Origin of the sequence: Micromonospora chokoriensis, assembly GCF_000718555.1 — a bacterium.
Classification (GTDB): Bacteria; Actinomycetota; Actinomycetes; order Mycobacteriales; family Micromonosporaceae; genus Micromonospora; species Micromonospora chokoriensis_B.
Genome location: NZ_JOAN01000009.1, coordinates 121,452 through 145,531 on the forward strand (window position 1 = coordinate 121,452; position 24,080 = coordinate 145,531).

Genomic DNA, 24,080 nt, shown 5'->3' on the forward strand with positions numbered 1-24,080 from the left:
CGGGTGCGCCGGGCCCTGCTCAGTGGTGCGGGACTAGCTGTCGCCGCCGGTCTCGCCGACCGGGGCGGCGTTGACGTCGTCGATCGCGTACTTCTTGGCGGCCTCGGCCGGCACAGTGACCGCAATCGCGCCGCTGCGGGCGAGCTGCCGCAGCGTGGCCACCACGATCGACTCCGCGTCGACGTGGAAGTGCCGGCGCAGCGCGTGCCGAGTGTCCGACATGCCGAAGCCGTCGGTGCCGAGCGACGTGTAGTCACCGGGCACCCAGCGGGCGATCAGATCCGGCACCGCACGCATCCAGTCGCTGACCGCGACCTTCGGCCCGTCCGCGTCGGCCAGCTTCTGCTGGATGTACGGAACCTTCGCCTCGGCACCCGGGTTGAGCAGGTTGTACTCCTCGGTCTCCACCGCGTCGCGGCGCAGCTCGGTCCAGGAGGTCACCGACCAGACGTCGGCGGCCACCCCCCAGTCCTGGGCGAGCAGCTGCTGGGCCTTGAGCGCCCACTGCATCCCGGTGCCGGAGGCGAGCAGGTTGGCCTTCGGACCGTCGACCTGCGGTGCCGGCGCGAAGCGGTAGATGCCCTTGAGCAGGCCCTCCACGTCCACGTCGGCCGGCTCGGCCGGCTGCAGCGTCGGCTCGTTGTAGACCGTCAGGTAGTAGAAGACGTTCTCCTGCGCGTCCCCGTACATCCGGTGCAGACCCTGCTCCATGATGTGCGCGATCTCGTAGGAGAACGCCGGGTCGTACGCGACCACCGCCGGGTTGGTGGCGGCGATCAGCAGCGAGTGTCCGTCCTCGTGCTGGAGGCCCTCACCGTTGAGCGTGGTCCGACCCGCGGTGGCGCCGAGCAGGAAGCCCCGGGCCATCTGGTCGGCCGCGGCCCACAGCCCGTCGGCGGTCCGCTGGAACCCGAACATCGAGTAGAAGATGTACATCGGGATCATCGGCTCGTCGTGCGTGGCGTACGCCGAGCCGGCCGCCGTGAACGAGGCCACCGAACCGGCCTCGTTGATCCCCTCGTGCAGGATCTGCCCGGTGGTCGACTCCTTGTACGACAGGAACAGCTCCCGGTCGACCGAGGTGTAGCGCTGGCCGTGCGGCGAGTAGATCTTCGCGGTCGGGAAGATCGAGTCGAGACCGAAGGTGCGGGCCTCGTCCGGGATGATCGGCACCCAGCGCTTGCCGAACTCCTTGTCCTTCATGATGTCCTTGAGCAGGCGGACGAAGGCCTGCGTGGTGGCCACCTTCTGCTTGCCCGAGCCGCGCTTGATGTCGGCGAAACGCTCCGGGCCGGGGATGGCCAGCCGCTTCGTGCTGGTCCGCCGGGACGGCAGGTATCCACCGAGCTGCTCGCGCCGCTCCTTGAGGTACGCCAGCTCCTCGGACTTCTCGCCCGGGTGGGCGTACGGCGGCAGGTAGGGGTTCTCCTCCAGCGCCGAGTCCGGGATGTCCAGGTAGAGCCGGTCGCGGAAGGTCTTCAGGTCATCCAGCGTCAGCTTCTTCATCTGGTGGGTCGCGTTGCGGCCCTCGAAGTGCGAGCCGAGCGTCCAGCCCTTGATCGTCTTCGCCAGGATGACGGTGGGCTGACCGGTGTGCTCGGTGGCAGCCTTGTAGGCCGCGTAGAGCTTGCGGTAGTCGTGCCCACCCCGCTTGAGGTTCCAGATCTCGTCGTCGCTGAGCGGCTCGACCATCTTGCGGGTCCGTGCGTCACGGCCGAAGAAGTGCTCCCGCACGTACGCGCCCGACTCCGCCTTGTAGGTCTGGTAGTCGCCGTCGGTCGTCGTGTTCATGAGGTTGACCAGCGCGCCGTCGGTGTCCGCGGCGAGCAACGGGTCCCACTCACGGCCCCAGACGACCTTGATCACGTTCCAGCCGGCACCCCGGAAGTACGCCTCCAGCTCCTGCATGACCTTGCCGTTGCCCCGGACCGGGCCGTCCAGCCGCTGCAGGTTGCAGTTGATCACGAAGGTGAGGTTGTCCAGCTCCTCGCGGGCGGCGACGCCGATGGCGCCGAGCGTCTCCGGCTCGTCCATCTCGCCGTCACCGAGGAACGCCCAGACGTGCTGCTGCGAGGTGTCCTTGATGCCGCGGTGCTGCAGGTACCGGTTGAACCGGGCCTGGTAGATCGCGTTCAGACCGCCGAGGCCCATCGAGACGGTGGGGAACTCCCAGAAGTCCTGCATCAGCCGAGGGTGCGGGTACGAGGGCAGCCCGCCGCCGGGGTGCGACAGCTCCTGTCGGAACCCGTCGAGCTGGTGCTCGCTGAGCCGCCCCTCCAGGAACGCCCGCGCGTACATGCCGGGGGAGGCGTGACCCTGGTAGAAGATCTGGTCGCCACCGCCCGGGTGGTTCTTGCCCCGGAAGAAGTGGTTGAAGCCCACCTCGTAGAGCGACGCCGAGCTGGCGAACGTGGAGATGTGACCGCCGACGCCGATCTCCGGACGCTGCGCCCGGTGCACCAGCATGGCGGCGTTCCACCGGACGTACGCCCGGATCCGCCGCTCGACGTGCTCGTCACCCGGGAACCAAGGTTCGCGCTCGGACGGGATGGTGTTGATGTAATCGGTGGTGGTCAGGGGCGGAACCCCGACCTGGCGCTCACGGGCCCGCTCCAGCAGGCGCAGCATGACGTAGCGGGCGCGTTTGGCGCCGCGTTCGTCGATGACACCGTCAAGCGACTCGACCCATTCGCTTGTCTCTTCAGGGTCGATGTCCGGAAGCTGGCTCGGTAGGCCGTCGCTGATCACCGGGCGCTTGCGTTCCGTAGCCACAGGCGTTCCCTCGGTTGTGTGTGGGATAGGTCTCTAGCGCCATCCTGCCCCCTGGTGGCACCCGTCGTCACGTCTAGGTCCCCCCGACGCGATGCTGAACACAGGTACTCGCCGGTAACTTAGGGCGACGGCCGCGCGGACCCTGAGCTGTTTGACCGCCACTCCTACCGTCACAACCATGAACAGGGGCCATGTCGCGGTCGCCGCGAGCATGATCGTTATTGGGGTAGCGGGCCTGGTCATCGGCGGGGTCGCCCTCGCCTCGGGCGACCTGACGCTGGTGGGAGTGGTGGTCCTCGGCGCATTGGTGGTCGTGCTCGGGGCGGCCCTGCTGCGCTCGACGATCCGCGCGGCCCGGCTGACCGGCGGCTCCGGCCGTCGCCGCCGCCGTCCGGACTCGGACGGCGGCGGGTACACCGCCTACCCGGGGCCCGTCGGGGACGCCGGGAGCGGGCACCCCGGCCGCCAACGGGACGGCGACCACGACAACTCCGACGGTGCGGAACCGGTCGGCGGCAGCACCGGCGGCGACTCCGGTGGCGGCTGGTCCGGCTGGGGCTGGTCCAGCGGCGACTCCGGGGGAGGTTGGTCCGGTGGCGGCGGTGACTCCGGCGGTGGTTGGTCTGGTGGCGGCGACTCCGGTGGCGGTGGCGGCAGTTCCTGACCTCGCCCTGCGGCAGAATGCGATGCCCTGCGGCAGAATGCGACGTATGCGCAGCGACGTGATCACCGTCCAGACCGGGTCCCGGCCGACCGTCCGGGACATCACCGCGGAGGCCCAGCAGTTCGTCTCGACTGAGGGCGACGGCCTGCTGCACGTCTTCGTGCCGCACGCCACCGCCGGCCTGGCGATCATCGAGACCGGGTCGGGCTCCGACGACGACCTGCTCAGCGCGCTGGCCGACCTGCTCCCCGCCGAGGACCGCTGGCGGCACCGACACGGCTCACCCGGCCACGGCCGTGACCACGTGCTGCCGGCGTTCATCCCGCCGTACGCCACCCTGCCGGTGCTCGGCGGCCAGCTGGCGCTCGGCACCTGGCAGTCGATCTGCCTCGTCGACACCAACGGCGACAACCCGACCCGCCAAGTCCGCTTCTCCTTCCTGCCCGGCTGACCCGCGTACCCGGCCCGGCTCGCGCTCGCCCCGGCCACTACATCCATGTTCTTGCGCGAGGCGGAGGGGTGCGATCGGTTCTGGCCGTCCGGTCGGTCTGCCCGGACCTGATCGATGAGCTGCGCGAACGGCCCGCTACGTACGATGTGGTCGTGATGCGGCAGGTGGGTTCCGCAGTGGGCGGGCAGGTGGATCGGGCCGGGCTCGCCGTCGACGTGGTGCGCCGGATGGCGCACGTGACCGCTGCTCTGCGGCACCGGCAGGGGTCCGCGTTCACCGAGTTGGGCCTCACCCCGGCGGTGGCCCGGGCGCTGCACGAGTTGGACCCGGACCACCCGCTACCGGCCCGCGACCTCGCCGGTCAGCTGGGCTGCGACAGGTCGAACGTGACGGTGCTGGTCGACAAGCTGGAGCAGGCCGGGCTGGTCGAGCGCCGTACCGACCCGACGGACCGCCGACAGAAGACGCTGTTGGTGACCGAGGAGGGCCGCGTCGTACGGGCCCGGGTGGTCGAGGTGATGTCCGACTCCCGACTCCTGTCCGGTTTGAGTGACGAGGAGTTGAGCACCCTTCGTGACCTGGTGTGGAAGGTGTCCGACGGTGGTTGTCCGGAGCCCTGCGGGCCGGAGTGAGCGCACCCCCGCTGGCCGTGTCCCACTGGGCGAGCCGGGCTTCCGTCGGTAATGCTGTCCGACGTGACCACCCCGCAAGATCTCGACGACCGGTTCCGGGAGACGCTGGCGGCGCTGCCCGCTGCCCAGCGGCGGCGTGATCCCGCCGACCCGGTCACCGACGACGCCCCACTGACCGGCGCGCAGGTGCTGGACCTGTTCGACGCACAGGTGACCAGTCGACAGCTCGACCTGGCCGGCCGCTGGTTGCGTAGCTTCGGGGAGGGTTTCTACACCATCGGTTCGGCCGGGCACGAGGGCAACGCCGCGGTCGCCGCCGCGCTGCGTCCCACCGATCCGGCGCTGCTGCACTACCGCTCCGGGGCTTTCTACTGCCTCCGCGCCGCCCAGGCCGCCACCGACCCAGCGCTGACCACCGACCCAGCGCTGACTACCGACCCTGAGCCGGCCAACGACCCTGAGCCGAGCACAGCCCGCGAGTCGACCCCCGACCCCGCGCCGACCGCCGACCCGGAACTGTCCGAATCGGAGCGCCCGAGGCCCGAGCCGGCCACGACGGCCGCCAGCGGGTTCGCGGCGTACGCGGACGCGGCCCGGGACGTGCTGCGCGGGATGGTGGCGTCCAGCCTTGAGCCGATCGCCGGGGGCCGGCACAAGGTGTTCGGCCGGGCCGACCTGGCCATCGTGCCGACCACCTCCACCATCGCCTCGCACCTGCCCCGCGCGGTCGGCATGGGGTTGGCCGTGGAGCGGCTGCGCCGGCTGGACAGCGCGGGACGGCGTACCGGGGCTGGGGTGCGGGTCGGCAGCGGTGCCGGCGCCACCCACGCTCCCTGGCCACCGGACGCGATCGTGGTCTGCTCCTTCGGCGACGCCTCGGTCAACCACGCCAGCGCCACCGCCGCCTTCAACACCGCCGGCTGGTACGACCACGCCGGGCTGCGTATCCCGGTGCTCTTCGTCTGCGAGGACAACGGGCTGGGCATCAGCGTCCGCTCGCCCGAGGGCTGGGTGGAGGCGACGCTGCGGGCCAAGCCGGGCATCCGCTACTTCAGTGCGGACGGGGCCGACCCGGTGCAGACGTACGCGGTGGCGGCCGAGGCCGCGGCCTGGGTACGCCGCAACCGCCGTCCGGCGGCGCTGCACCTGCGCACCGTACGGCTGATGGGCCACGCCGGCGCGGACGCGGAGTCGGCGTACCGGAGCCCGGCCGAGTTGGCCGAGGACCTGGACCGGGACCCGGTGGCCGCCACCGCGCGACTGCTTGTCGACGCCGGTGTGGCGACCGGCGAGGAGTTGCTGGCCCGGTACGACGAGACCGGCTGGCAGGTACGTCGGCTGGCCGAGGAGGTGCTGGGCGAGCCGAAGCTGGCGTCCGCGGCCGACGTGGTGTCGGCGCTGGCGCCCCGCCGCCCGGTGCGGGTGGCGCGGGCGGTGGGGGACGCCGCGGCACGGGCCAGCGGGCCGGGCGCGGGTGTCCGGGCGGAGGCGTTCGGGGGCAAGCCGCCGGAGCTGGCGGGCCCGATGACCCTGGCGCAGAGCATCAACGCCGCGCTCGCCGACGGGATGCTCGACCACCCGCAGATGGCGATCTTCGGTGAGGACGTGGCAGCCAAGGGCGGCGTGTACGGGGTGACGAAGGGGCTGCGTGACCGTTTCGGGGCGGCCCGGGTCTTCGACACCCTGCTCGACGAGACGTCGGTGCTCGGGCTGGGTCTCGGTGCCGGGTTGGCCGGGATGCTGCCGGTGCCGGAGATCCAGTACCTGGCGTACCTGCACAACGCCGAGGACCAGTTGCGCGGTGAGGCGGCCACCATGCAGTTCTTCTCGCAGGGGGCGTTCCGTAACCCGATGGTGGTGCGGGTGGCGGGGTTGGCGTACCAGGAGGGGTTCGGCGGGCACTTCCACAACGACAACTCGGTGGCCGTACTCCGGGATGTGCCGGGTCTGGTGGTCGCGGTGCCGGCGCGGCCGGACGATGCCGCGCCGATGCTGCGGACCTGTCTGGCGAGCGCGGCGGTGGACGGCAGCGTCTGCGTGTTCCTGGAGCCGATCGCGCTCTACCACACCCGCGACCTGTACGCGGATGGCGACGGGGAGTGGCTGGCCAGCTATCCGGAGCCGGGCGCCTGGGTGGCGGGGCACGTGCCGATCGGGCGGGCCCGGGTCTACCGGGTCGGCACGGCGGAGGACCTCACCATCATCACCTTCGGTAACGGGGTGCGGATGTCGCTGCGGGCCGCGGCCGTTCTCGCCGAGGAGGGGGTGGGGACCCGGGTGGTGGATCTGCGCTGGCTGGCCCCACTGCCGGTGGCCGACATCATCCGGGAGTCCTCGGCGACCGGCCGGGTGCTGGTCGTGGACGAGACGCGCCGCTCCGGCGGGGTCGGCGAGGGCGTGATCGCCGCGCTGGTCGACGCCGGATATGTGGGTGCCGCACGGCGAGTGGCGGGAGTTGACTCGTTTGTACCATTAGGTCCGGCAGCACGCCAGGTACTGGTCTCCGCGGAAGCCATTACCGACGGTGCCCGTACGCTGCTGGCACGGTAAATTCCGATCCACCCGGTGCGCCACTTGCGCGCGGACGCACAACTGTGTGGACTTTGCCTGACGGCGTCGCACCGACGCCGCGAGCAGGGACGAGATGAGGAGGCACGCGACAGTGAGCGCGACCGCTGGTCAGGCCGCCGACGGGGTACGCAGCCTGGCGGACCGGTTCGGAATCGAACCGGGGATGGTCGTCATGGAGATGGGGTACGACGACGACGTCGACCAGGATCTCCGAGACGCCCTGACCGACCGCTGTGGAGATCTGGTCGACGAGGACACCGACGAGGTGGTCGACGCGGTGCTGGTCTGGTACCGGGACGGCGACGGCGACCTCTTCGAGCTGCTCGTCGATGCCCTCGGCCCGCTGGCCGACAACGGGGTCGTGTGGCTGCTCACCCCGAAGGCGGGGCGTGACGGGCACGTCGAGCCGAGCGAGGTCGCGGAGTCCGCGCCCACCGCCGGCCTTCAGCAGACCTCGACCGTCAACGCCGGCCGGGACTGGAGCGGCGCACGCCTGGTGCTGCGCCGAGGGGCCAAGGCCAAGAAGTAGCCAGCGCCGCTTCGCTCGCCCGGCGGTCCGCCCACCGCCGGGTGGCAGGCTGGTGCCGTCACCCGACTCGACCCGAGGAGAGTTCGTATGCCCATCGAGGTTGGCGCCCAAGCACCCGACTTCGTGTTGAAGGACCAGAACAACCAGGAGGTCCGACTCTCGGACTTCCGGGGCAGGCGCACCGTGTTGCTGGTCTTCTACCCGCTCGCCTTCACCGGCACCTGCCAGGGCGAGCTGAGCGAGGTGCGAGACAACCTCGACGAGTACGCGAACGACGACGTCCAGGTGCTGACCGTGAGCGTCGACTCGGCCTACAGCCACAAGATCTGGGCCGACCGTGAGGGCTACCAGTTCCCGATGCTTGCCGACTTCTGGCCGCACGGCGCCGTCGCCCAGGCGTACGGGGTCTTCAACGACGTGGCCGGCTTCGCCAACCGGGGCACCTTCGTCATCGACAAGGCCGGCGTGGTCCGCTTCGCCGAGATGAACGGCCCGGGCGAGGCCCGCGACCAGCAGGGCTGGCGCAAGGCCATCGCCGAAGCGGCCAGCTGACCGGGGTACGCCGCGCGTCCGGGTCGGTGGCGAGCAGGTAAGCTTGCCAGCCACCGGCCCGCCACACGGGCGATCCGGGCGCGTAGCTCAGTGGGAGAGCACCCGCCTTACAAGCGGGGGGTCGCAGGTTCGAAACCTGCCGCGCCCACCCTTCACCGTCTGCACCGACGTAGGCCCCCGAACGATCCGTTCAGTTTGCCGCACAGCGACGCCCCCGCGCCTGACCAGGCGCGGGGGCGTCGCTGCGTTCGGAGTTGCTCAGATTGCCGCGAGGGTGAATTTCTCCCAGGTTCCGATGGTCGCTCGGTTGGCGATGAGCGGGCCGTTGCCGGAGTCGGAGGCGCTGACGTACTGGCCGTTCACGTTCGCCCGGAGGCTCACGGTGCCGTCCGAGTTCCTGATCAGTGCGAACGTCTCCCAACCTGCGGCGGTCGCCCGGTTGGCGATCAGCGGTTGGGTGCCGGACTGTGCCGCGGACACGTACTGCTTGTTCACCTTGGCCCGCAGCGCCACGTTGCCGTTGCCGAGGTCCACCAGGTCGAAGCGCTCCCAGTCGCCGAGCGCGGTGACCCGGGTGACGAGGTTCCCCGCGCCAGCGTCCCACGCGCTGACGTACTTGCCGTTGACCACGGCCCGCAGCGTGACCGTGCTGCCCAGCGGCGGCAACGGCGCCGTCGGAGTCGGAGTCGGAGTCGGCTTGACCGTCGGCGTTGGCGTGGCCGTGGCCGTGGCCGACGCGGTCGGAGTCGGCGTGACCGTTGGCGTGGTCGTCGGCGTTGGCGTGGCCGACGGCGTCGCGGTCGGTGCCGGCGTCGCGGCCGGCGCGGTCGTCGGCGTTGCCGTGACGGTGCCGGTCAGGATCCGGAGCGCGTCGACCATTCCGAGGGCGGCGGAGCTCTTGTTGACGATCCGGATGGTGTGCGTGCCGCTGGTCATGCCGTACCGGCTGAAGACCACCTGCTGCACCTGGCGTCCGCTTGTGGTGTGCAGGTTGACGTTGGCCTGGAACACGCCGTCGAGGTAGACGTCGACATCACCCATGTCACCGTTGCGCTCGGAGATGTACTCCACTCCGGTGCCCTCGAAGGTGTACTGCGCGGCGGCGCCGACGGTGAGCGAGTAGTGCGCGTCGTCGTTGTAGTCACCGACGCCGCGGTTGTTGGTGGCGAGCCACCCGTTGTCGTAGCTGAGCGAGGTGTCGTTGACAGTGGTGCTGGTGACCGCGTCGGGGGTGCGCCCGTCGAGGTAGGCGACCGTCTGGGTGACGTTCAGACCGACCAGGTGCTGCATGTCGACCCGGCTGCGCTCCTCGGCGATCAGCTGCGCCAGCGTGGTCTTGCCGGCCTTGTTGGCGCTGATGATGAGCTGGTCGAACAACTTGTTGACATCGTCGATCATCTGCTGGGTGAGGAAGACCTGGTCGGCCGTGCCGGTCTGGATGGCGTTCAATACCGGTGCCATGGTCTGCACGGTCTGGATGAACTGGACCATCAGGTCGCCTTCTAGATGCAGCGTCGCATCGAGGTCCGGGCTGAAGGCGTAGTAGAGGTGCTCGTAACGGCTCAGGGCCGGCGATTCTCCAGACTCCATGACGTCGCGGACGTGCAGCAGCGAGGCGAGCACCTCGTCCTGAGCCAGGCCCGCAGGGTTCAGCCCAGCCGCGTTCTGCGTGATCACCTTCGCCGCGAGGCAGCCGATGGTGATGCCGCCGTTGGGGCAGCCCGCCGGGAAGGTCTCCTGCATGCCATCGAGCACGCCGACCGTGTTCCAGGCCTGGATCGTCGCCGCTTCCTGCGCGGATCCCTTGCCGAACAACTCGGTCGCTGACTGGATCCAGCCGATCCGGGCGGAGAGGAAGTTCGCGAACGAGGGCGTGCGGTACGTGAGGGTGCGGTACGCGATCTTGCCAGCCGCGTCGGTGCCGATCGCGTTCGCGAGGTTGTAGAAGGCGTAGTTGGGGATGCCGCTGTTCTTGTGCACGCCGCCGTGATCATCACAGGTCGACACGTAGTTGCTGTAGTTCGCCGGCTGGTTGTACGCGGTCGGGTTGGCCAGGCTGCGGCGGGTGCCGATGATGCTGTCGGCGCCGAGGAGCCAGTCGGTGCTGCCCTTGGCCGACTTCTCGACCATCTCACCGAAGATGTCCGAGTAGCTCTCGTTGAGCGCGCCGCTCTGGAATTCGTACTCCAGGTGAGCGCTGGTCTCCGTGACGCCGTGGGTGAGTTCGTGCCCGGTGATGTCCGTGGTGACCATCCCCGTGCCGAAGTTCATGGACTTGCCGTCCCAGAACGCGTTTCGGAAGTTGGTGCTGTAACGGACGTGTGCGATGAGCCGCGAACCCTGGCCGTCGAGGCCGTCGCGGCCGTGGTTCTTGGCGAAGTAGTCGTAGGTGGCGCCGAGCGCGTCGTAGGCGGTGTTCGCGTCGGCGATCGCGCTCGGTCCTTGACCTTCGAGCCGGACGATCTTGCCGAACTGCGAGGGTATCTCGTATGCGTCGTGGATCTCCCGGTAGAGCGCGCTTTCGATCATCGACTTGGCGGTGATGATGTGGTGATCCTGCAGGGCGTCCACGAAGTACCTGTTCACGGTCTCGCCGTTGTTGCCGCGCAGCTCTACCTGCCAGGTCAGGGCTGCCTGGCTGAGGAACCCCTCCTGCGGGCGTCCCGCGTAGATGATCAGCTTTGGCGTACTGACCAGCTCTCCGTCCGGAAGTGCCTTGCGGGCGGTGGCGACGGCGGCCTCGCGGGTCACGCTCGGCGTCGTCGTGGCGGGGAGTGCGAGGTCTGGGCGCAGGCCGTTGGCCACCGACGAGACGGTGCTGCCGTCCTTGTCGATCTGCACCTGGACCCGGGCGTTGTAGACCTCGACGCCACCATGCTGCTGGTCGAACGTGACGTGCCGCATGCCGAGGCTGTCGCGTTCGTCGCGGCTCTGCCGCAGCATGGTGGTCGGGTCAGCCACGCCGAACACCTTGGCGTTGGCCCGCAGCCAGCTGGGCAGATCCTTGCCCAGCGGGCTCCGCAAGGCCAACACCGACGGAGTGCCGGTGGCGGCGTTGCGGGCGACGGCGAACCGGTTGCCGGCCTCGACCTGCAGCGTGGCCAGCGCCTGCTCGACGCCGGCGGGCTTGAACGGCCGCGCCGACGGGCCAGGCGCGGGCACGGTCGGGGCTGCGGTCGGGGCGGCTGCCGCCGCGTTCGACAGCAGCAGCGGGAGCACGGCCAGCGAGGAGACCGCCACCATGCCGACCCGGCGGCGGCCGGTGGCCGGCTGGCGGGCTGCTGCCGGCGCGCGGAACGCGAGCAGCGCGCCGCCGACGAGCAGGGCACAGAGAGCCGACGCGACGCCGGCGAGCACGGCCGACGCCGAGAAATCGACAAGGGAACCCGGGGTGGGTCGCACACTGCCGAACACAGCGACGCCGGTCAGCGCGCCGTAACCGGCCGACGCGCCGGCCAGCAGCGACCACCGCGCAAGCGCGTACCGGCCGGCGGCGGAGCGGACCAGCGAGCCCAGCACCGCGGCACCGACGAGCGGCCCGGTCACCAGCAGCGCCAGCGCGGAGCCGTCCGCGATGACGTCGGCCGCCGTCATCCGGCCGGAGATGTTGAGCACCACTGAATGCCACTCGATCGGCACGCCGCTGGCGGCTGCCAACGCGGCCAGGACGCCAGCCAGGTCACGGCCGAGGAGCTGGGCGGCGAACGCGTCGAAGCCGCTGCTGACGGCGACCACCTGCAGCGCCAACCAGGTGAGGGCCAGCGCGGTCACCAAGCTGACCAGGCTGACCCCACCAATGACGCCGAGTGTTCTGCCGAATCGTCGGCCGAACACAGCACGCAGTGAACTCACAACACCTCCAGAACAAGGGGGGGCACCTGCTAGAGCCGCACACGAATACCGGATCGAAACGACCCGCTCCAGTCGTGCACCTGCGGCTCCGGGGCGAAAAGCGTGCGCATGTTATAACTTCGCCGACGCCCTGCTCAAATCCGCTTTAGTGAGTGTTCGCAGCATCACGGCGGGACGACTCCGGATGATTCCTGCCGCTACGGCTTCGGTGTTCCTGCAGGTGACGGCTTTGTCGGCATCGAGGAAATCCAGCCGCCGGGCGGGGTTGCTGGGCGATCTGAATCGATGCCTGACGAGGGCTCGTCACTGGGACGCAAGCACAGCGACGCATTCTTTCGGCTTCAGCGTCTCGGTTGTTCGAAAAGGGAAGTGGCTGTGCTTTCCCGCACAATGATCGGATCCAGAACGAGGGTGGCGGGCCGAAACCGGACGGCGCGGCGGTGGCGCTCTCCGGCAAGGTGAACCCCACATGGCGGGTAGGTGAATTCCGGAAGTTCGGCGCGCGATCCGGCGGCGACGCGCGTCGTGGACGAGGTCGGATCGGTAACGCCATGATGGGCGGGTGCAGGACACCGTCGCCGTCGCGCTGATCACGTCACTGTCCACGTTGGTCGCCGCCGCCCTGACCGGGCTGGTCGGCGCGCTCAGCACCCGTCGGCAACTGGCCCACCAGCTCACCCTCGTCCGCCACGAGAGCGTCGAGCGGCGGGCGACGCGCCGCGAAGAGCTGCGGCGGGACGCGTACGTCGGGTTCCTGAGCGCCTGCGACCAGGCGTACCGGCAGTTGGACCGGCGGTGGCTGGAGACCGGCGGGAGTGGGCCGGTGCCCGGCTACGACGAGGCGTACGCGGCGATGCGCGCCGTGGACGAGGCGTACAACCTGGTGTTGTTGGAGGGCCCGGCGGAGGTCGCGGCGGCCGGCCGGGCCGTGCTGACCAGCCTCACCACGGAGTACGCCGACCAGCGCCGGTTCGGCGACGAGCCGGGCGACGGCAGTGTGCCGCTGCGCGACCGGCATCGGGAGCGCTGGCTCGCGGCGATCGAGGTACGAACGGATCGCCGCATCGTGTTCGTCGACGCGGTGCGCCCAGTCTTGGACCCCGACGCCTGAGGTATCGGGCCTCGTGGGATCTTGCAGGTGGGGGAGTCTCGCGGGCGAGTAGACGAGGGAGCGTGGTCATGAGGCTGGCGGGCATTGGCGCGGTGCTGTTCGACATGGACGGCACCCTTGTCGACTCGGACGCGGCCGTCGAGCGGGCCTGGCAGCGATGGGCCGCCGAGTACGAGGTTGATCCGGCGGCGGCGCTGGCGATCGCGCACGGCAGGCCCGCCGACCAGACCATCCGCCGGCTGCTGCCCGCGCTCGACGACAGCGCGGTCGCCGCCGCCGCGGCACGACAGCTCGCGTTGCAGTACGACGACCTGTCCGACGTGACGGCCACCGCCGGAGCGCACGAGCTGCTGAGCACGCTGGCCCGGCTGGGGCTGCCCTGGGCGGTGGTGACCAGCGCCGACGCCCGGCTGGCCGAGGCGCGGCTCGGTGCCGCCGGCATCAAGCCGCCGGTGCTGGTCACGGTGGAGGACGTACGTGTCGGCAAACCGGACCCGGAGGGCTACCTGCGGGCCGCGGCGCTGCTGGGCGTCCCCGTTTCGCGCTGCCTCGTCGTCGAGGACGCCGAGGTCGGCCTGCGGGCCGGGCGGGCGGCCGGTGCGATGACCGCCGCGCTCAAGGGGCTCGACGGCGACCTGCGCCTCGACGACCTGGCGCAACTGGCCCGCCAGCTGGAGTCGACGCCGCCGGCACGCTGACCATCCAGGGGGTCGATGGCGGCGGTCAGCGGAGGCGGGCGGCGAGCCAGGGGAGCAGGGCGTCGGCCTGTGCCTGCTGAAACGCGCGGACGGTGGGTATGCCGGGCGGCGGCGGGCGCCGAGCGCTGTCGGCGAAGAAGCCGGCCAGCCCGGCGTATACCCCGGTGAGCGCGATCGGATCGACCTCGGCGGTGAGGGGGAGCCGGCGCAGCAGCGCCTCGGTGTCGTGCCCACCGTGTAGCCGGACGTTGACCAGCAACAGCGCGGTGTCCAGCCAGGCCGGCCCCCGGCACGCCCACGGCCAGTCGACCACGTTGACCGTGCCGGCCGCGTCGAGCAGCAGGTTGTCGGCCCGTACGTCCACGTGGCAGAGGGTGTCACCGGTCAGTGCGGCGACGCCCCGGTCGGCGGCGGCACGCAGTTGGTCCAGGTGTTCTCGGGCCCAGGGGTCCAGCAGGTCTGGCGGGTCGGCGGCGATCCGGTGCCAGCCGGCGAAGTCCTCGGCCAGCAGGTCGACGGCGGTTGGCACGTGCGCCACCGGGCTCGGGGTCAGCGCGGTGGCCATCACCTCCAGGGCGTTCAGCACGCGGGTCAGCTCGTCGACCCGCCACGGCGTGGCCGGGTGCCGACCATCCACGTCGGAGAAGACAAGCGCCACCCACTCGCCGTCGTCGTGGCAACCCAGCAGCCGGGGCGTCGGCACCGAGGCCGGCAGCGCGGCGGTGGTGCGGGCCTCCGCACGGTGCATGCCCGGGCTGTCCGTGTTCTGCGCCGGGCTGATCGCCTTGACGAACGCCCGCAAGCCGGTCACGGTGCGGACCCGATCCGCGGTGCCCGGCGAGTAGCCGCCCGGCTGGGACACCGCCTCGACGACTCGATCGCCGATGATCTCCTGCACCGACGTCCGGACCCGCTCCGGCAGGTCCGCCCACCCGATCCGGCCCGCAGTCCGCTCCACCATCTCCCCACCGTGTCCCGCCCCCACCCGACGGGCAACCAATTTCCCCACCCCCGCCCCAACCGGGCGCGGGGAACCGGGTGGCGTGGCCGGGGCGGATCTGCTGCACTCGTCGCCGATGCTTACGACGAAGGGGGAGACGCTGTGGAGTTGACGCTGACGCCCATGACGGCATCGGAGCTGGCGCGGCTGCTGGAGTCGCTGGAGCAGGGGTACGCCGAGGATCTGGTGGCGCACCGGGGGATGACCCCGGAGGCGGCCCGCGAGCGGTCGGTCACCCAGATCGGGGAGTCGCTGCCGGCGGGCGCAGCCACCGAGGGAGCGCTGCTGCGGCTGGCCCGGGTCGGCGACACCGAGGTCGGCTGGATCTGGGTGACCCTGCCGACGGCGGCCGCCCCACTCCAGGCGTGGATCCACAACATCGAGGTGCACCCGGCGCACCGGGGACGCGGGTACGCACGGCGGATGATCCAGCTCATCGAGGTCGAACTGGCCAACCTCGGCGTGCCCGAGCTGGGTCTGAACGTCTTCGGTACGAACACCGTGGCGATCGGCCTCTACCGCAGTCTGGGCTTCGAGGTCACCTCGCAGCAGATGGCGAAGCGGATCACCCAGGCGAGCTGAGCCGCCCGCGACCCAGGGACGGTCCCCCCGGCAGGACTGTTCAGCTGCCCAGCGGGAAACCGGCGCGGACCGCACCTGGGGAGGAGCGACGGATGACGCACGGCGCTGGACTGACCATTGGTGTGCTCGGCTCGTACGGTGGGCGAAACCTCGGCGACGAGGCGATCCTCACCGGCCTGCTCACCGATCTGCGGACGCAGGAACCGAATGCCCGGATCATCGTCTTCTCCCGGAACCCGGAGCACACCCGGGTCGCACACCCGGACGTGGAAGCGGTGCCCTGGGAGGGTGTGAGCCGTGCCGACTCGGCCCTGGTCCTGGCCCAGCTCGACCTGCTCATCCTGGGCGGTGGCGGCATCCTCTACGACCGGGAGGCCCGTCGCTACCTGCGGGTGGTCCGGGTCGCTCAGGAGCGGGGCCTGCCGCTGATCACGTACGCGGTGGGGGTCGGGCCACTCAGCGACTCGGTGGACACCGGCATGGTCCGGGAAACGCTCTCCAGCGCGACCCAGGTGACCGTCCGGGACCAGGAGTCCCGGATGGTGCTGGAGGAGGCTGGCCTGCTCAACCCGATCACGGTCACCGCGGACCCGGCGTTCCTCCTGCAACCGGAGGAGTTCCCGGCCCACCTGCTGGCCGAGGAGGGGGTGCCGGTCGGCAAGCGGTTGGTCGGGATAAGCGTGCGGGAGCCGGGGCGGGCCGCCGAACGCCTCGACGTGGATGGTTACCACCGGCTGCTGGCCCAGATCGGTGACTTCCTGGTGCACCGGATCGACGCGTACGTGCTGTTCGTGCCGATGGAGCGCGACGACATCCGGCACGCCCACGGGGTGCTGTCGCACATGGTCGCCGCCGAGCGGGGCCGGATCCTGCACGGCACCTACACTCCGCAGCAGGTGCTGGGGTTGATGCGCCACTTCGACCTGGCCGTCGGCATGCGCCTGCACTTCCTGATCTTTGCGGCGATGGTCGGTACGCCGTTCCTACCGCTGCCGTACGCCGGCAAGGTCTTCGACCTGGCCCAACGACTCGGCGTGCCGGCGCTACGCGGCGTGGAGCGGGAGGTCGAGGGGCCACTGCTGGCCGAGGTCGACCGGCTCTGGGACGAGCGGGAGCAACGCGCCGAGGCCACCGCGCGACGGGTGGCAGAGGTGTGCGACCAGGCGCGGGGCACCTCGGAGGTCACCCGCGGCGTGTTGGAGAGCCTGCGCAGCCAGACCCTCACCCGGGTCTGACCGGGCGGTCACACCGCGGGGCCGGTCCACCGGTAGCGCCACTCCCGGGCCTCCTCGCGGGCGGTCTCCAGCTCGTAGATCTGCGCGTCGGCCAGCCCACCGGAGCCGAGGTGATGGTGGGTCAGCGGTGGGCGGCCGTTGCTGTCGAGTTCGACGGTGATGGTCTGCCCGTCCGCCGTGCCGCCGACGAGAAGGATCTGCACGGATGAAGCCATGCGCCCATCCTGCCCGTCGTAGCGCCCGCTCGCAGCGGATAGCGGGCAGCGGGGGCCCAGCCACCCCGCCCCGCCGATCTTGCACTTCCTGTGCCGGCATAAGGCGCAAATCCGCACGCACCTCCGACACAACCCGCAAGATCGCGCAGGGGGACAGGTCGCGGGGGTGTGGGTGTGGTGGGGTGGTTCGCGGGGCCGCCTATCCTGGGCGCGGGCGGCGACGAGGGGGAGTAGGTGCTGGTCATCCACGGGCTGTGGCTGCCCGGCGACAGCTCGACCGGCGGTCTCGCCGTCTGGGCCGAGGACAGCGCCGCGCCACCCGCGCCGGTTCGTCCCGGCCGGCCGCCCCGGGAACGCCCACACCCCTTCGCCGCCGGGCACACCGAGCTGGCCGCCGTCCTCGCCGACGCCGCCGAGCCGACCCGCCTGGACAGCGCGCTGCTCACCCTGCCCACCCTGGCCGGCGCGCCGACCGACTCACCCGAGCTGATCCGGACCGCCGTCGCACCCGCGGCCCGCGGCCGGCTCACCCTGGCGCGGTGGCGGGTCCCCGTCCTGGTGTACGCCCCAGACGCCGCGCTGTCGTTACTGCGTACCCTCGACGACCTCCCGGCCGCACCCGGGGCCACCCTGCGGCACCTCGCCGAACTGGCCGACTTCGCCGCCGACCTGGTGACCCGTGGCCGCCTCCTCCCCGGTGTCCGCACGACGATCGGTGACCAGGCGCCCAGCGCTGGTGTGCCGGCCCCGTCGGGCGCTGCCGCGACGGTGCCCGCGCAGGCGGTCTGGCGTCCGCTGCTGACCGGCACCGACGCGGCCTGGGCGCGGGCGTTGGCGCTGGCCCTGCCACCAGCGGCCCGAGCCGCCGTCGTGCCGGCCGCCGCGTCGCCGCCGACCGCCGCACTGCCACCAGCCACCGCGGCTGCTCTGCCGCCCACCCCGGGCACCGCCCCGGCCGCCATCGCCCCGACTGCCATCGGCACGGCGACCCTCGGGTCGGACGGGCCCGAGCTGACCGCCGCGGTGCTGGTCGCGGATGCGCTCGACGCGTTGACCGATGCTGCCGCGCGGGCTGCTCTGGCGACCACCACGCTGGCCCGGGGGCTGCGCCCGGGTGGCCCGGCACCGGCCTGGTTGGCCGCGCTCGCCGGCCCCCAACGGGACTTCACCATCGACCCGGCTGGGCTGGCCACCCTGCACGCCGAGCTGGACGCCTGGCAACGTGACGCCGCCGGTGGCCCGGTGCGGGCCAGTTTCCGGCTGGTGGAACCGGCCCCCGACGAGGTCACCGAACCGATCCTGGCCACCCGGGCGCTGCCCGCCGACAGCGCGCCGGTGCCGGTCGAGTCGACAGGTGGCGGGCGCTGGCGGCTGGAGTTCGGGTTGCAGGCCGCAGACGAGCCCGGCCTGCACGTCGACGCCGGGCAGGTCTGGCGGGCGCCGCACACGCTCGGCGGCCTGGCTGGCCGTACGACCAGCCCGCAGGAGACGCTCCTCGCCGAGCTGGGCCGGGCCAGTCGGCTCTGGCCGGACCTGGACGCCGCGCTGCGTACCGCCGCCCCGGAGGCGATGGAGTTCGACGTCGAGGGGGCCCACCGGTTCCTGAGCGCGGGTGCCCCGGTGCTGCACGCGGCCGGTTTCGGGGTGCTGCTGCCGTCCTGGTGGCAACGTCCGTCGGCGCGGTTGGGCGCCCGGTTGCGGGCTCGCAGCCGCACCGCGCCGGGCACGGTGGGTGGCGCCGATGCCGGTGTCGGTCTGGATGCCCTGGTCGACTACCGCTGGGAGATCGCGCTCGGCGACCAGCCGCTCTCCGCCGAGGAGTTGGCGACGCTGGCCGAGCTGAAGACGCCGCTGGTGCGGCTGCGCGGCAGGTGGGTGGAGCTGGACCCGGGGCGGCTCGCCGCCGGTCTGCGTCTGCTCCGCTCGGCCGGCGAGTTGACCGTCGCCGACCTGCTCCGCCTCGGGCTGGCCGACGGTGAGGCCACCGGTGCGCTGCCAGTGCTGGAGGTTACCGCCGACGGAGCGCTTGGTGACCTGCTCGCCGGCGCGGTCGAGCGACGACTCGCCCCGCTCGATCCGCCGCCGGGCTTCCGGGGGACGTTGCGGCCGTACCAGCAGCGTGGGCTGGCCTGGCTGGCCTTCCTGCGCTCACTCGGCCTGGGCGGTGTGCTCGCCGACGACATGGGGCTGGGCAAGACGGTGCAACTGCTCGCGCTGCTCGCCGGGGACCCGCCGGAGGCCGGGCCGACCCTGCTGGTCTGTCCAATGTCGCTGGTCGGCAACTGGCAGCGGGAGGCGGCACGGTTCACCCCGGAGCTGCGGGTGCACGTACACCATGGCGCGGAGCGCGCGCGGGGGGCGGAGTTCACGGCGGCCGCACACGGCGCGGACCTGGTCCTCACCACCTACTCGGTGGCCGCCCGCGACGCCGCCGACCTGGCCGGCATCGACTGGCACCGGGTGGTGGTGGACGAGGCGCAGGCGATCAAGAACGCGTCGACCCGGCAGGCCGAAGCGGTTCGCGCGCTGCCCGCGAGGCAGCGGGTGGCGGTGACCGGTACGCCGGTGGAGAACCGGCTGGCCGACCTCTGGTCGATCATGCAGTTCGCCAACCCGGGGCTACTCGGGCCGGCGGCGACGTTCCGCAAGCGGTTCGCCGAGCCGATCGAGCGGCACGGCGACGCCGAGGCCGCCGAGCGGCTCCGCCGGATCACCGGGCCGTTCGTGTTGCGTCGGCTCAAGACCGACTCGTCGATCATCTCGGACCTGCCGGAGAAGCTGGAGATGGAGGTGCTCTGCAACCTCACCGCCGAGCAGGCCGCGCTGTACCGGGTGGTGGTCGACGACATGCTCGCCCGGATCGAGACCAGCGACGGCATCGAGCGACGCGGCCTGGTGCTGGCCACCATGACCCGACTCAAACAGGTCTGCAACCACCCCGCCCAACTGCTGCGCGACGGCTCGCCGCTGGAGGGCCGCTCGGGCAAGCTGGCCCGGCTCACCGAGATCCTGGAGGAGGTGCTGGCGGCGGGGGAGCGGGCGCTGCTGTTCACCCAGTACGCCGAGTTCGGTGCGATGTTGCGCGGTCACCTGTCGGCGCGGTTCGGCCGGGAGGTGCTGTTCCTGCACGGTGGTCTCGGCAAAGCCGAGCGGGACGCCCTGGTGCAGCGCTTTCAGTCGGCGCAGGGTCCACCGTTGTTCGTCCTGTCCCTCAAGGCCGGCGGCACCGGGCTCACCCTGACCGCCGCCAACCACGTGGTGCACGTGGACCGGTGGTGGAACCCGGCGGTCGAGGACCAGGCCACCGACCGGGCGTTCCGGATCGGGCAGAGCCGACGGGTGCAGGTCCGCAAGTTCGTCTGCGCCGGCACGGTGGAGGAGAAGGTGGCTGCGATGATCGCCGACAAGCGCAGCCTCGCCGAGCGGGTGGTCGGCACGGGTGAGCAGTGGATCACGGAGTTGTCCACCGGCCAGTTGCGGGACCTGTTCGCGCTGGAGGCCGGGGCGGTGGTGGAGTGACCGACTACGGGCGTCCCCGTCGGGTCGACGGGGGTCTGCGGGCCCGCAGCGCTCGAGGCGCGATCGGGCAATCCTGGTGGTCGCGGCGTTTCCTGGAGGTGTTGGAGTCGTTCGCGCTCGGCACCCGGTTGACCCGGGGCCGCTCGTACGCGCGGGCCGGTCAGGTGCTCAGCCTCGACATCGCACCCGGACAGGTCAGCGCGGTGGTGCAGGGCTCCCGGCCGAAGCCGTACCAGGTGTCGATCGCGCTGAAGCCGTTCCCGGCCGCGCTCTGGTCCCGGATCGAGAACGAGCTGGCCGGGCAGGCGTTCTTCAGTGCGCGGCTGCTTGCCGGGGATCTCCCCGACGAGTTGGAGGAGCTGTTCATCGCCGTCGGCGCGCCGCTCTTCCCGGCCGGCGTGGACGAGTTGACCCAGCGCTGCAACTGCCCCGACTTCGCGGTGCCGTGCAAGCACCTCGCGGCGACGTTCTACCTGCTGGCCGAGGCGTTCGACGCGGACCCGTTCGAGCTGCTGCACTGGCGCGGCCGGTCCCGCGCCCAGTTGCTCGACGAACTCCGCGCGCGACGGGCCGCGGCCACCGGCACCACCGGCCCGGTCGACGTACCGTCCGAACCGGACGGTGCGGTGTCGACAGTGGACTTTGTCGCGCCGGTCGGTGCCGCGCGTGCGCTCGCCGGGCTGTCGGCGACACCGCTTGCCGAGGCGGCAGACCGGTTCTGGTCAGCGCCGGTGCCGCTGCCGGATCGGCCGCCCCGACTGGTGACCGGCACCGATCTGCTGCTGCGCCAGCTCGGAGCGCCCGCCCCGGCCATCGGTGGGCCGGGGCTGCTCGAACGGTTGCGCCGCGCGTACCGGGCCTTCGGCCCGGCCGACCAGCGAGCCGTCACGTCCAGCGGTCGAGCAGTCACGTCCAGCGGCGGCGGAATCGCCACATGATCGCGGCGTTGGCCACCAGCACCACCGCGCAGATCGCGCCGGTCATTCGACCGGCGAACACGGCTATCGCCGGCAGCGACGCCCACAGCACGATGGTCAACAACATCAGGTAGCGGCCCCTGCGGGCCCGGACCCGGTGGTCCAACCGGGCGAAGAAGGCCGGGTCACTCTCCCGGAGCTGACGGGTGATCTGGTCGAATCTGCGCTGATCCTCTTTGCTGAGCATGGCGCTGCCTTCCCCTCACGCGTTCAGCGGTTCGGCGGCATACCCGCTGCGGTGGCGGCTCACGCTCGCACGCTGCTGCTACTTTTCCTCCACGCGAGGTCGTCTCATGTCCGGCTTACCCGAACCTTAAGTTTGCCTTTGGTGGTGAACGGCGCCGAAAGTGCCGCGTACGGCGGCGCGGTCCGATCCGTGCTCGGCTGCCGCGCGTACGCCCTGCTGAGGCGGTCTGCGTGCGGACCCGCCCCACCGCCCGCCGCCGATGTGGCGCTGAGCGCTGTCTTAAGTGCCCTCACGAGTGCGGTTCCGGCCGCCTTGAAGGGCCCTGGGGCCTTGGTTACCTTGCCGTAGCAACCCCCTCAGGCAAAGTCGCCGCACCTGCCGCACCTGCCCGGTAGCAGCTTCCGGCGCTCATCAGAAATCGGGATTGGTACATGGCCGACCAGAATGTGCCACCACGTCGACCGCGGGACGACCGCGGTTGGGACGGACACCAGCACCACAGCGCTGACGGTTACGGCGACCCCCACCCGCCCGCGCCCTACGGCTACGACTCGCCCCACCCCCACCAGGGCGGCTACGCCGCGCAGGCCGACCCGCGTGAGCAGTACGGCGACGGGTACGCGCACGCCGGGCAGCCCGCACCCGCCCCGCGCGGCCCGCAGTGGGTCGGCCCGGAGGGCCTGGGCCGCCCGGCCCCGGCGCGACCGGCCGGCACCGGACTGCCCACCCTCGACGATGACGATGAGCCGGGTCGCAAGGTCGGCCGACGCAAGGCGATGGTGGCCCTCGGCGGCACCGCCGCTGTCGTCGCCGGTGGCGCGGCGCTCGCCATGACCCCGCAGTTCCGTGGCCTCTTCGGCGACGAGGCGGCGGCTGGCGACGCGACCGGCAGCACGGTGACCGACGGCACCGCGGCGCGGCCCAGCGGCCAGCAGCCCAGCACGGTGCGGACGTACACCGAGCAGAACGAGAGCTACATGGGCTCCCGGGCCGGTGAGGCGCTGAAGAAGAACGCGCCGGCCGGTGGACGGACCTTCTCCGGCCCGGCCGCGGCCGCGGCGGCGACCCAGGTGACCGTGAAGACGGTGCTGGCCAAGGACCCGATCCTGCACCTGGCCCGGCGCACCACCTTCGGCGTGACGCCCGCCGTGGTCGCCGACATCAAGCGTGAGGGCATCGACGGCTGGATCCGGGCTCAGCTGGACCCGGGCAAGTTGGAGCCGAGCAAGGGCGAGCTGAAGCTCGCCGAGCTGCCCACCCAGAAACTCTCCGTGCAGCAGCTGCGCGACCAGCGGGACAAGCTCAACGAGCAGGACGCCCACCCGGAGCGGGAGATGGTCGACGCCACCATCGCCCGGCAGATCTGGTCCAAGCGCCAGCTGTTCGAGGTGATGGTCGACTTCTGGAACGACTTCCTGCACGTCGCGGCGGACTTCGACGGCGGCGAGGTGTACCGCAGCTCGTTCGACCAGGACGTCGTACGCAAGCACGCGCTGGGCAGCTACCCGGAGATGTTGGTCGCCGCGAACAAGCACCCCGCGCTGCTGATCTACCTGAACCAGAAGGACTCCCGCAAGGACGCGATCAACGAGAACCTCGCCCGGGAGAACCTCGAGCTCTACTCGGTCGGTGTCGACGGCGGTTACAAGGAGCCGGACGTCCGGCAGGCCGCCATGTTGCAGACCGGCCGCGGCGTCGACGACAAGGGCAAGTACGTCTTCCGCCCCGAGCAGCACTACGTCGGCAAGGTGAAGATCCTCGGCTTCAGCCACGCGAACAACTCGGCCGACCCGAAAAAGGCCGAAGCGGCGATCGACGCGTACATCACCTACATCGCGCTGCACCCGTCGACCGCGAAGTACGTGGCGCAGAGCCTGGCCACCCGGTTCGTCTCGGACACCCCGCCGAAGTCCCTGGTGGACCGGCTGGCCAAGTCGTACACCACGAACAACGGCATGATCAAGCCGGTCCTGATGACGCTCTTCTGCTCCTCGGAGTTCTGGGCCGGGGTGGGCCAGAAGGTGCGCCGGCCGATGGAGTACCTGATCGCCACGTACCGCACCCTGGGCGTCGCACCGGACGCGTCGCCGAAGCACAACAACGGCGACAGCAAGCGCACCCCGTACGCCCGGGGGTTGCGCCAGATCCACGACAAGCTGCGCGAGTTGGGCCACTACCCGATGGGTCAGCCCACCCCGGACGGCTACCCGGACGTCTACATCGCCTGGACCTCCGCCGGCACCATGGTCAACGGCTGGAACGAGGCGGGCGAGATCCTCGCCGGCTACCGCACCACCTTCACGTACACGGCGCCGGAGAAGCTGGTCGCCAAGGCGCCGGCGACGGCCGGGGCGTACGTGGACGCTCTCTCCCTGCGGCTGGTGGGCCAGAAGTTGAGCACGCGGGAGAAGAACCTCATTCTCGGCGTGGCCGGTGTGACGGCGACCGCCAAGGTCGACGCCACGTTCAACGGGGCCATCACCGCCGTCGCGCGGGCGATCCTCGCTTCCCCCCAGCACCACCTCCGGTGAGG

The 24,080-nt window shown here is 71.3% G+C and carries 18 protein-coding genes and 1 tRNA gene; 14 read left to right on the forward strand and 5 right to left on the reverse strand.

Annotated features, from left to right (window positions below):
• Positions 1-33 precede the first annotated feature (33 nt).
• Positions 34-2,772 carry a pyruvate dehydrogenase (acetyl-transferring), homodimeric type gene (aceE, locus tag IF46_RS0114040; RefSeq protein WP_030488772.1) on the reverse strand — a complete coding sequence of 913 codons (2,739 nt, stop codon included), beginning with the start codon at positions 2,770-2,772 and terminating at the stop codon, positions 34-36.
• A gap of 178 nt (positions 2,773-2,950) precedes the next feature.
• Between aceE and IF46_RS0114045 the strand changes: the two genes are divergently transcribed.
• The 7 genes from IF46_RS0114045 to IF46_RS0114075 all read left to right on the forward strand — a co-directional run bounded on the left by IF46_RS0114045 (position 2,951) and on the right by IF46_RS0114075 (position 8,319).
• Positions 2,951-3,436: a hypothetical protein gene (locus IF46_RS0114045; protein WP_030488773.1), complete on the forward strand. Its 486-nt coding sequence runs from the start codon at positions 2,951-2,953 to the stop codon at positions 3,434-3,436.
• Between the two features lie 46 nt (positions 3,437-3,482).
• On the forward strand, positions 3,483-3,887 hold the full coding sequence (locus tag IF46_RS0114050) for a YjbQ family protein (protein WP_030488774.1): 405 nt from the start codon (positions 3,483-3,485) through the stop codon (positions 3,885-3,887).
• Positions 3,888-4,042: 155 nt separating this feature from the next.
• Positions 4,043-4,519: a MarR family winged helix-turn-helix transcriptional regulator gene (locus IF46_RS0114055; protein WP_051723913.1), complete on the forward strand. Its 477-nt coding sequence runs from the start codon at positions 4,043-4,045 to the stop codon at positions 4,517-4,519.
• A gap of 51 nt (positions 4,520-4,570) precedes the next feature.
• Complete coding sequence (locus IF46_RS0114060; protein ID WP_030488776.1) at positions 4,571-7,069, forward strand: thiamine pyrophosphate-dependent enzyme; 2,499 nt, start codon at positions 4,571-4,573, stop codon at positions 7,067-7,069.
• Positions 7,070-7,181: 112 nt separating this feature from the next.
• Positions 7,182-7,619, forward strand: coding sequence for a DUF3052 domain-containing protein (locus tag IF46_RS0114065; protein ID WP_007463483.1), 438 nt, complete (start codon positions 7,182-7,184; stop codon positions 7,617-7,619).
• An 87-nt stretch (positions 7,620-7,706) separates the two neighbouring features.
• On the forward strand, positions 7,707-8,171 hold the full coding sequence (locus IF46_RS0114070; protein WP_030488777.1) for a peroxiredoxin: 465 nt from the start codon (positions 7,707-7,709) through the stop codon (positions 8,169-8,171).
• Positions 8,172-8,247: 76 nt separating this feature from the next.
• Positions 8,248-8,319: transfer RNA gene (locus IF46_RS0114075), tRNA-Val, on the forward strand.
• Positions 8,320-8,429: 110 nt separating this feature from the next.
• On the opposite strand, the gene IF46_RS33275 is transcribed toward IF46_RS0114075, so the two are convergent.
• Entirely contained in the window at positions 8,430-12,023 is a 3,594-nt protein-coding gene (locus IF46_RS33275; protein ID WP_157563002.1) for a M4 family metallopeptidase, read from the reverse strand.
• A 562-nt stretch (positions 12,024-12,585) separates the two neighbouring features.
• Between IF46_RS33275 and IF46_RS0114085 the strand changes: the two genes are divergently transcribed.
• Both IF46_RS0114085 and IF46_RS0114090 read left to right on the forward strand, forming a co-directional pair.
• The gene (locus tag IF46_RS0114085) at positions 12,586-13,134 is read left to right on the forward strand and encodes a hypothetical protein (RefSeq protein ID WP_030488779.1); all 549 of its coding nucleotides are present in this window, start codon (positions 12,586-12,588) and stop codon (positions 13,132-13,134) included.
• Between the two features lie 68 nt (positions 13,135-13,202).
• A complete protein-coding gene (locus tag IF46_RS0114090) occupies positions 13,203-13,832 on the forward strand; it encodes an HAD-IA family hydrolase (RefSeq protein ID WP_030488780.1) in 630 nt (209 codons plus the stop codon).
• A 25-nt stretch (positions 13,833-13,857) separates the two neighbouring features.
• Here the strand turns inward: IF46_RS0114090 and IF46_RS0114095 are convergent, their stop codons facing one another.
• Entirely contained in the window at positions 13,858-14,793 is a 936-nt protein-coding gene (locus IF46_RS0114095) for a phosphotransferase (RefSeq protein ID WP_030488781.1), read from the reverse strand.
• 162 nt (positions 14,794-14,955) lie between these two features.
• Between IF46_RS0114095 and IF46_RS0114100 the strand changes: the two genes are divergently transcribed.
• Together IF46_RS0114100 and IF46_RS0114105 are read left to right on the forward strand one after the other, a co-directional pair.
• Positions 14,956-15,414 carry a GNAT family N-acetyltransferase gene (locus IF46_RS0114100; RefSeq protein WP_157563005.1) on the forward strand — a complete coding sequence of 153 codons (459 nt, stop codon included), beginning with the start codon at positions 14,956-14,958 and terminating at the stop codon, positions 15,412-15,414.
• Between the two features lie 92 nt (positions 15,415-15,506).
• Positions 15,507-16,649, forward strand: coding sequence for a polysaccharide pyruvyl transferase family protein (locus IF46_RS0114105; RefSeq protein WP_030488783.1), 1,143 nt, complete (start codon positions 15,507-15,509; stop codon positions 16,647-16,649).
• An 8-nt stretch (positions 16,650-16,657) separates the two neighbouring features.
• Here IF46_RS0114105 and IF46_RS0114110 read toward each other — a convergent pair whose 3' ends face one another.
• Positions 16,658-16,864, reverse strand: coding sequence for a hypothetical protein (locus IF46_RS0114110; RefSeq protein WP_030488784.1), 207 nt, complete (start codon positions 16,862-16,864; stop codon positions 16,658-16,660).
• Positions 16,865-17,098: 234 nt separating this feature from the next.
• Between IF46_RS0114110 and IF46_RS0114115 the strand changes: the two genes are divergently transcribed.
• Positions 17,099-20,383, forward strand: a complete 3,285-nt coding sequence (locus IF46_RS0114115; RefSeq protein WP_030488785.1) for a DEAD/DEAH box helicase — start codon at positions 17,099-17,101, stop codon at positions 20,381-20,383.
• Positions 20,380-21,321: an SWIM zinc finger family protein gene (locus tag IF46_RS0114120; protein ID WP_084597904.1), complete on the forward strand. Its 942-nt coding sequence runs from the start codon at positions 20,380-20,382 to the stop codon at positions 21,319-21,321. The genes IF46_RS0114115 and IF46_RS0114120 overlap by 4 nt, the downstream gene beginning before the upstream one ends.
• On the opposite strand, the gene IF46_RS0114125 is transcribed toward IF46_RS0114120, so the two are convergent.
• Positions 21,290-21,547 carry a DUF3040 domain-containing protein gene (locus IF46_RS0114125; protein WP_030488787.1) on the reverse strand — a complete coding sequence of 86 codons (258 nt, stop codon included), beginning with the start codon at positions 21,545-21,547 and terminating at the stop codon, positions 21,290-21,292. The two genes, IF46_RS0114120 and IF46_RS0114125, sit on opposite strands and share 32 nt — an antisense overlap.
• Positions 21,548-21,978: 431 nt before the next feature.
• Between IF46_RS0114125 and IF46_RS0114130 the strand changes: the two genes are divergently transcribed.
• Positions 21,979-24,078: a DUF1800 domain-containing protein gene (locus tag IF46_RS0114130; protein ID WP_030488788.1), complete on the forward strand. Its 2,100-nt coding sequence runs from the start codon at positions 21,979-21,981 to the stop codon at positions 24,076-24,078.
• The last annotated feature ends 2 nt before the right edge of the window (positions 24,079-24,080 follow it).

What these genes read in the sequence shown, in the direction of transcription:
- IF46_RS0114060 (WP_030488776.1), top strand. Translation starts at nt 4,571, where the DNA reads ATGCTGTCCGACGTGACCACCCCGCAAGATCTCGACGACCGGTTCCGG.
- IF46_RS0114130 (WP_030488788.1), top strand. Translation starts at nt 21,979, where the DNA reads ATGGCCGACCAGAATGTGCCACCACGTCGACCGCGGGACGACCGCGGT.
- IF46_RS0114070 (WP_030488777.1), top strand. Translation starts at nt 7,707, where the DNA reads ATGCCCATCGAGGTTGGCGCCCAAGCACCCGACTTCGTGTTGAAGGAC.
- IF46_RS0114125 (WP_030488787.1), bottom strand. Translation starts at nt 21,547, where the DNA reads ATGCTCAGCAAAGAGGATCAGCGCAGATTCGACCAGATCACCCGTCAG.
- IF46_RS0114045 (WP_030488773.1), top strand. Translation starts at nt 2,951, where the DNA reads ATGAACAGGGGCCATGTCGCGGTCGCCGCGAGCATGATCGTTATTGGG.
- IF46_RS0114050 (WP_030488774.1), top strand. Translation starts at nt 3,483, where the DNA reads ATGCGCAGCGACGTGATCACCGTCCAGACCGGGTCCCGGCCGACCGTC.
- IF46_RS0114100 (WP_157563005.1), top strand. Translation starts at nt 14,956, where the DNA reads ATGACGGCATCGGAGCTGGCGCGGCTGCTGGAGTCGCTGGAGCAGGGG.
- IF46_RS0114095 (WP_030488781.1), bottom strand. Translation starts at nt 14,793, where the DNA reads ATGGTGGAGCGGACTGCGGGCCGGATCGGGTGGGCGGACCTGCCGGAG.
- IF46_RS0114090 (WP_030488780.1), top strand. Translation starts at nt 13,203, where the DNA reads ATGAGGCTGGCGGGCATTGGCGCGGTGCTGTTCGACATGGACGGCACC.
- IF46_RS0114055 (WP_051723913.1), top strand. Translation starts at nt 4,043, where the DNA reads ATGCGGCAGGTGGGTTCCGCAGTGGGCGGGCAGGTGGATCGGGCCGGG.
- IF46_RS0114110 (WP_030488784.1), bottom strand. Translation starts at nt 16,864, where the DNA reads ATGGCTTCATCCGTGCAGATCCTTCTCGTCGGCGGCACGGCGGACGGG.
- IF46_RS0114105 (WP_030488783.1), top strand. Translation starts at nt 15,507, where the DNA reads ATGACGCACGGCGCTGGACTGACCATTGGTGTGCTCGGCTCGTACGGT.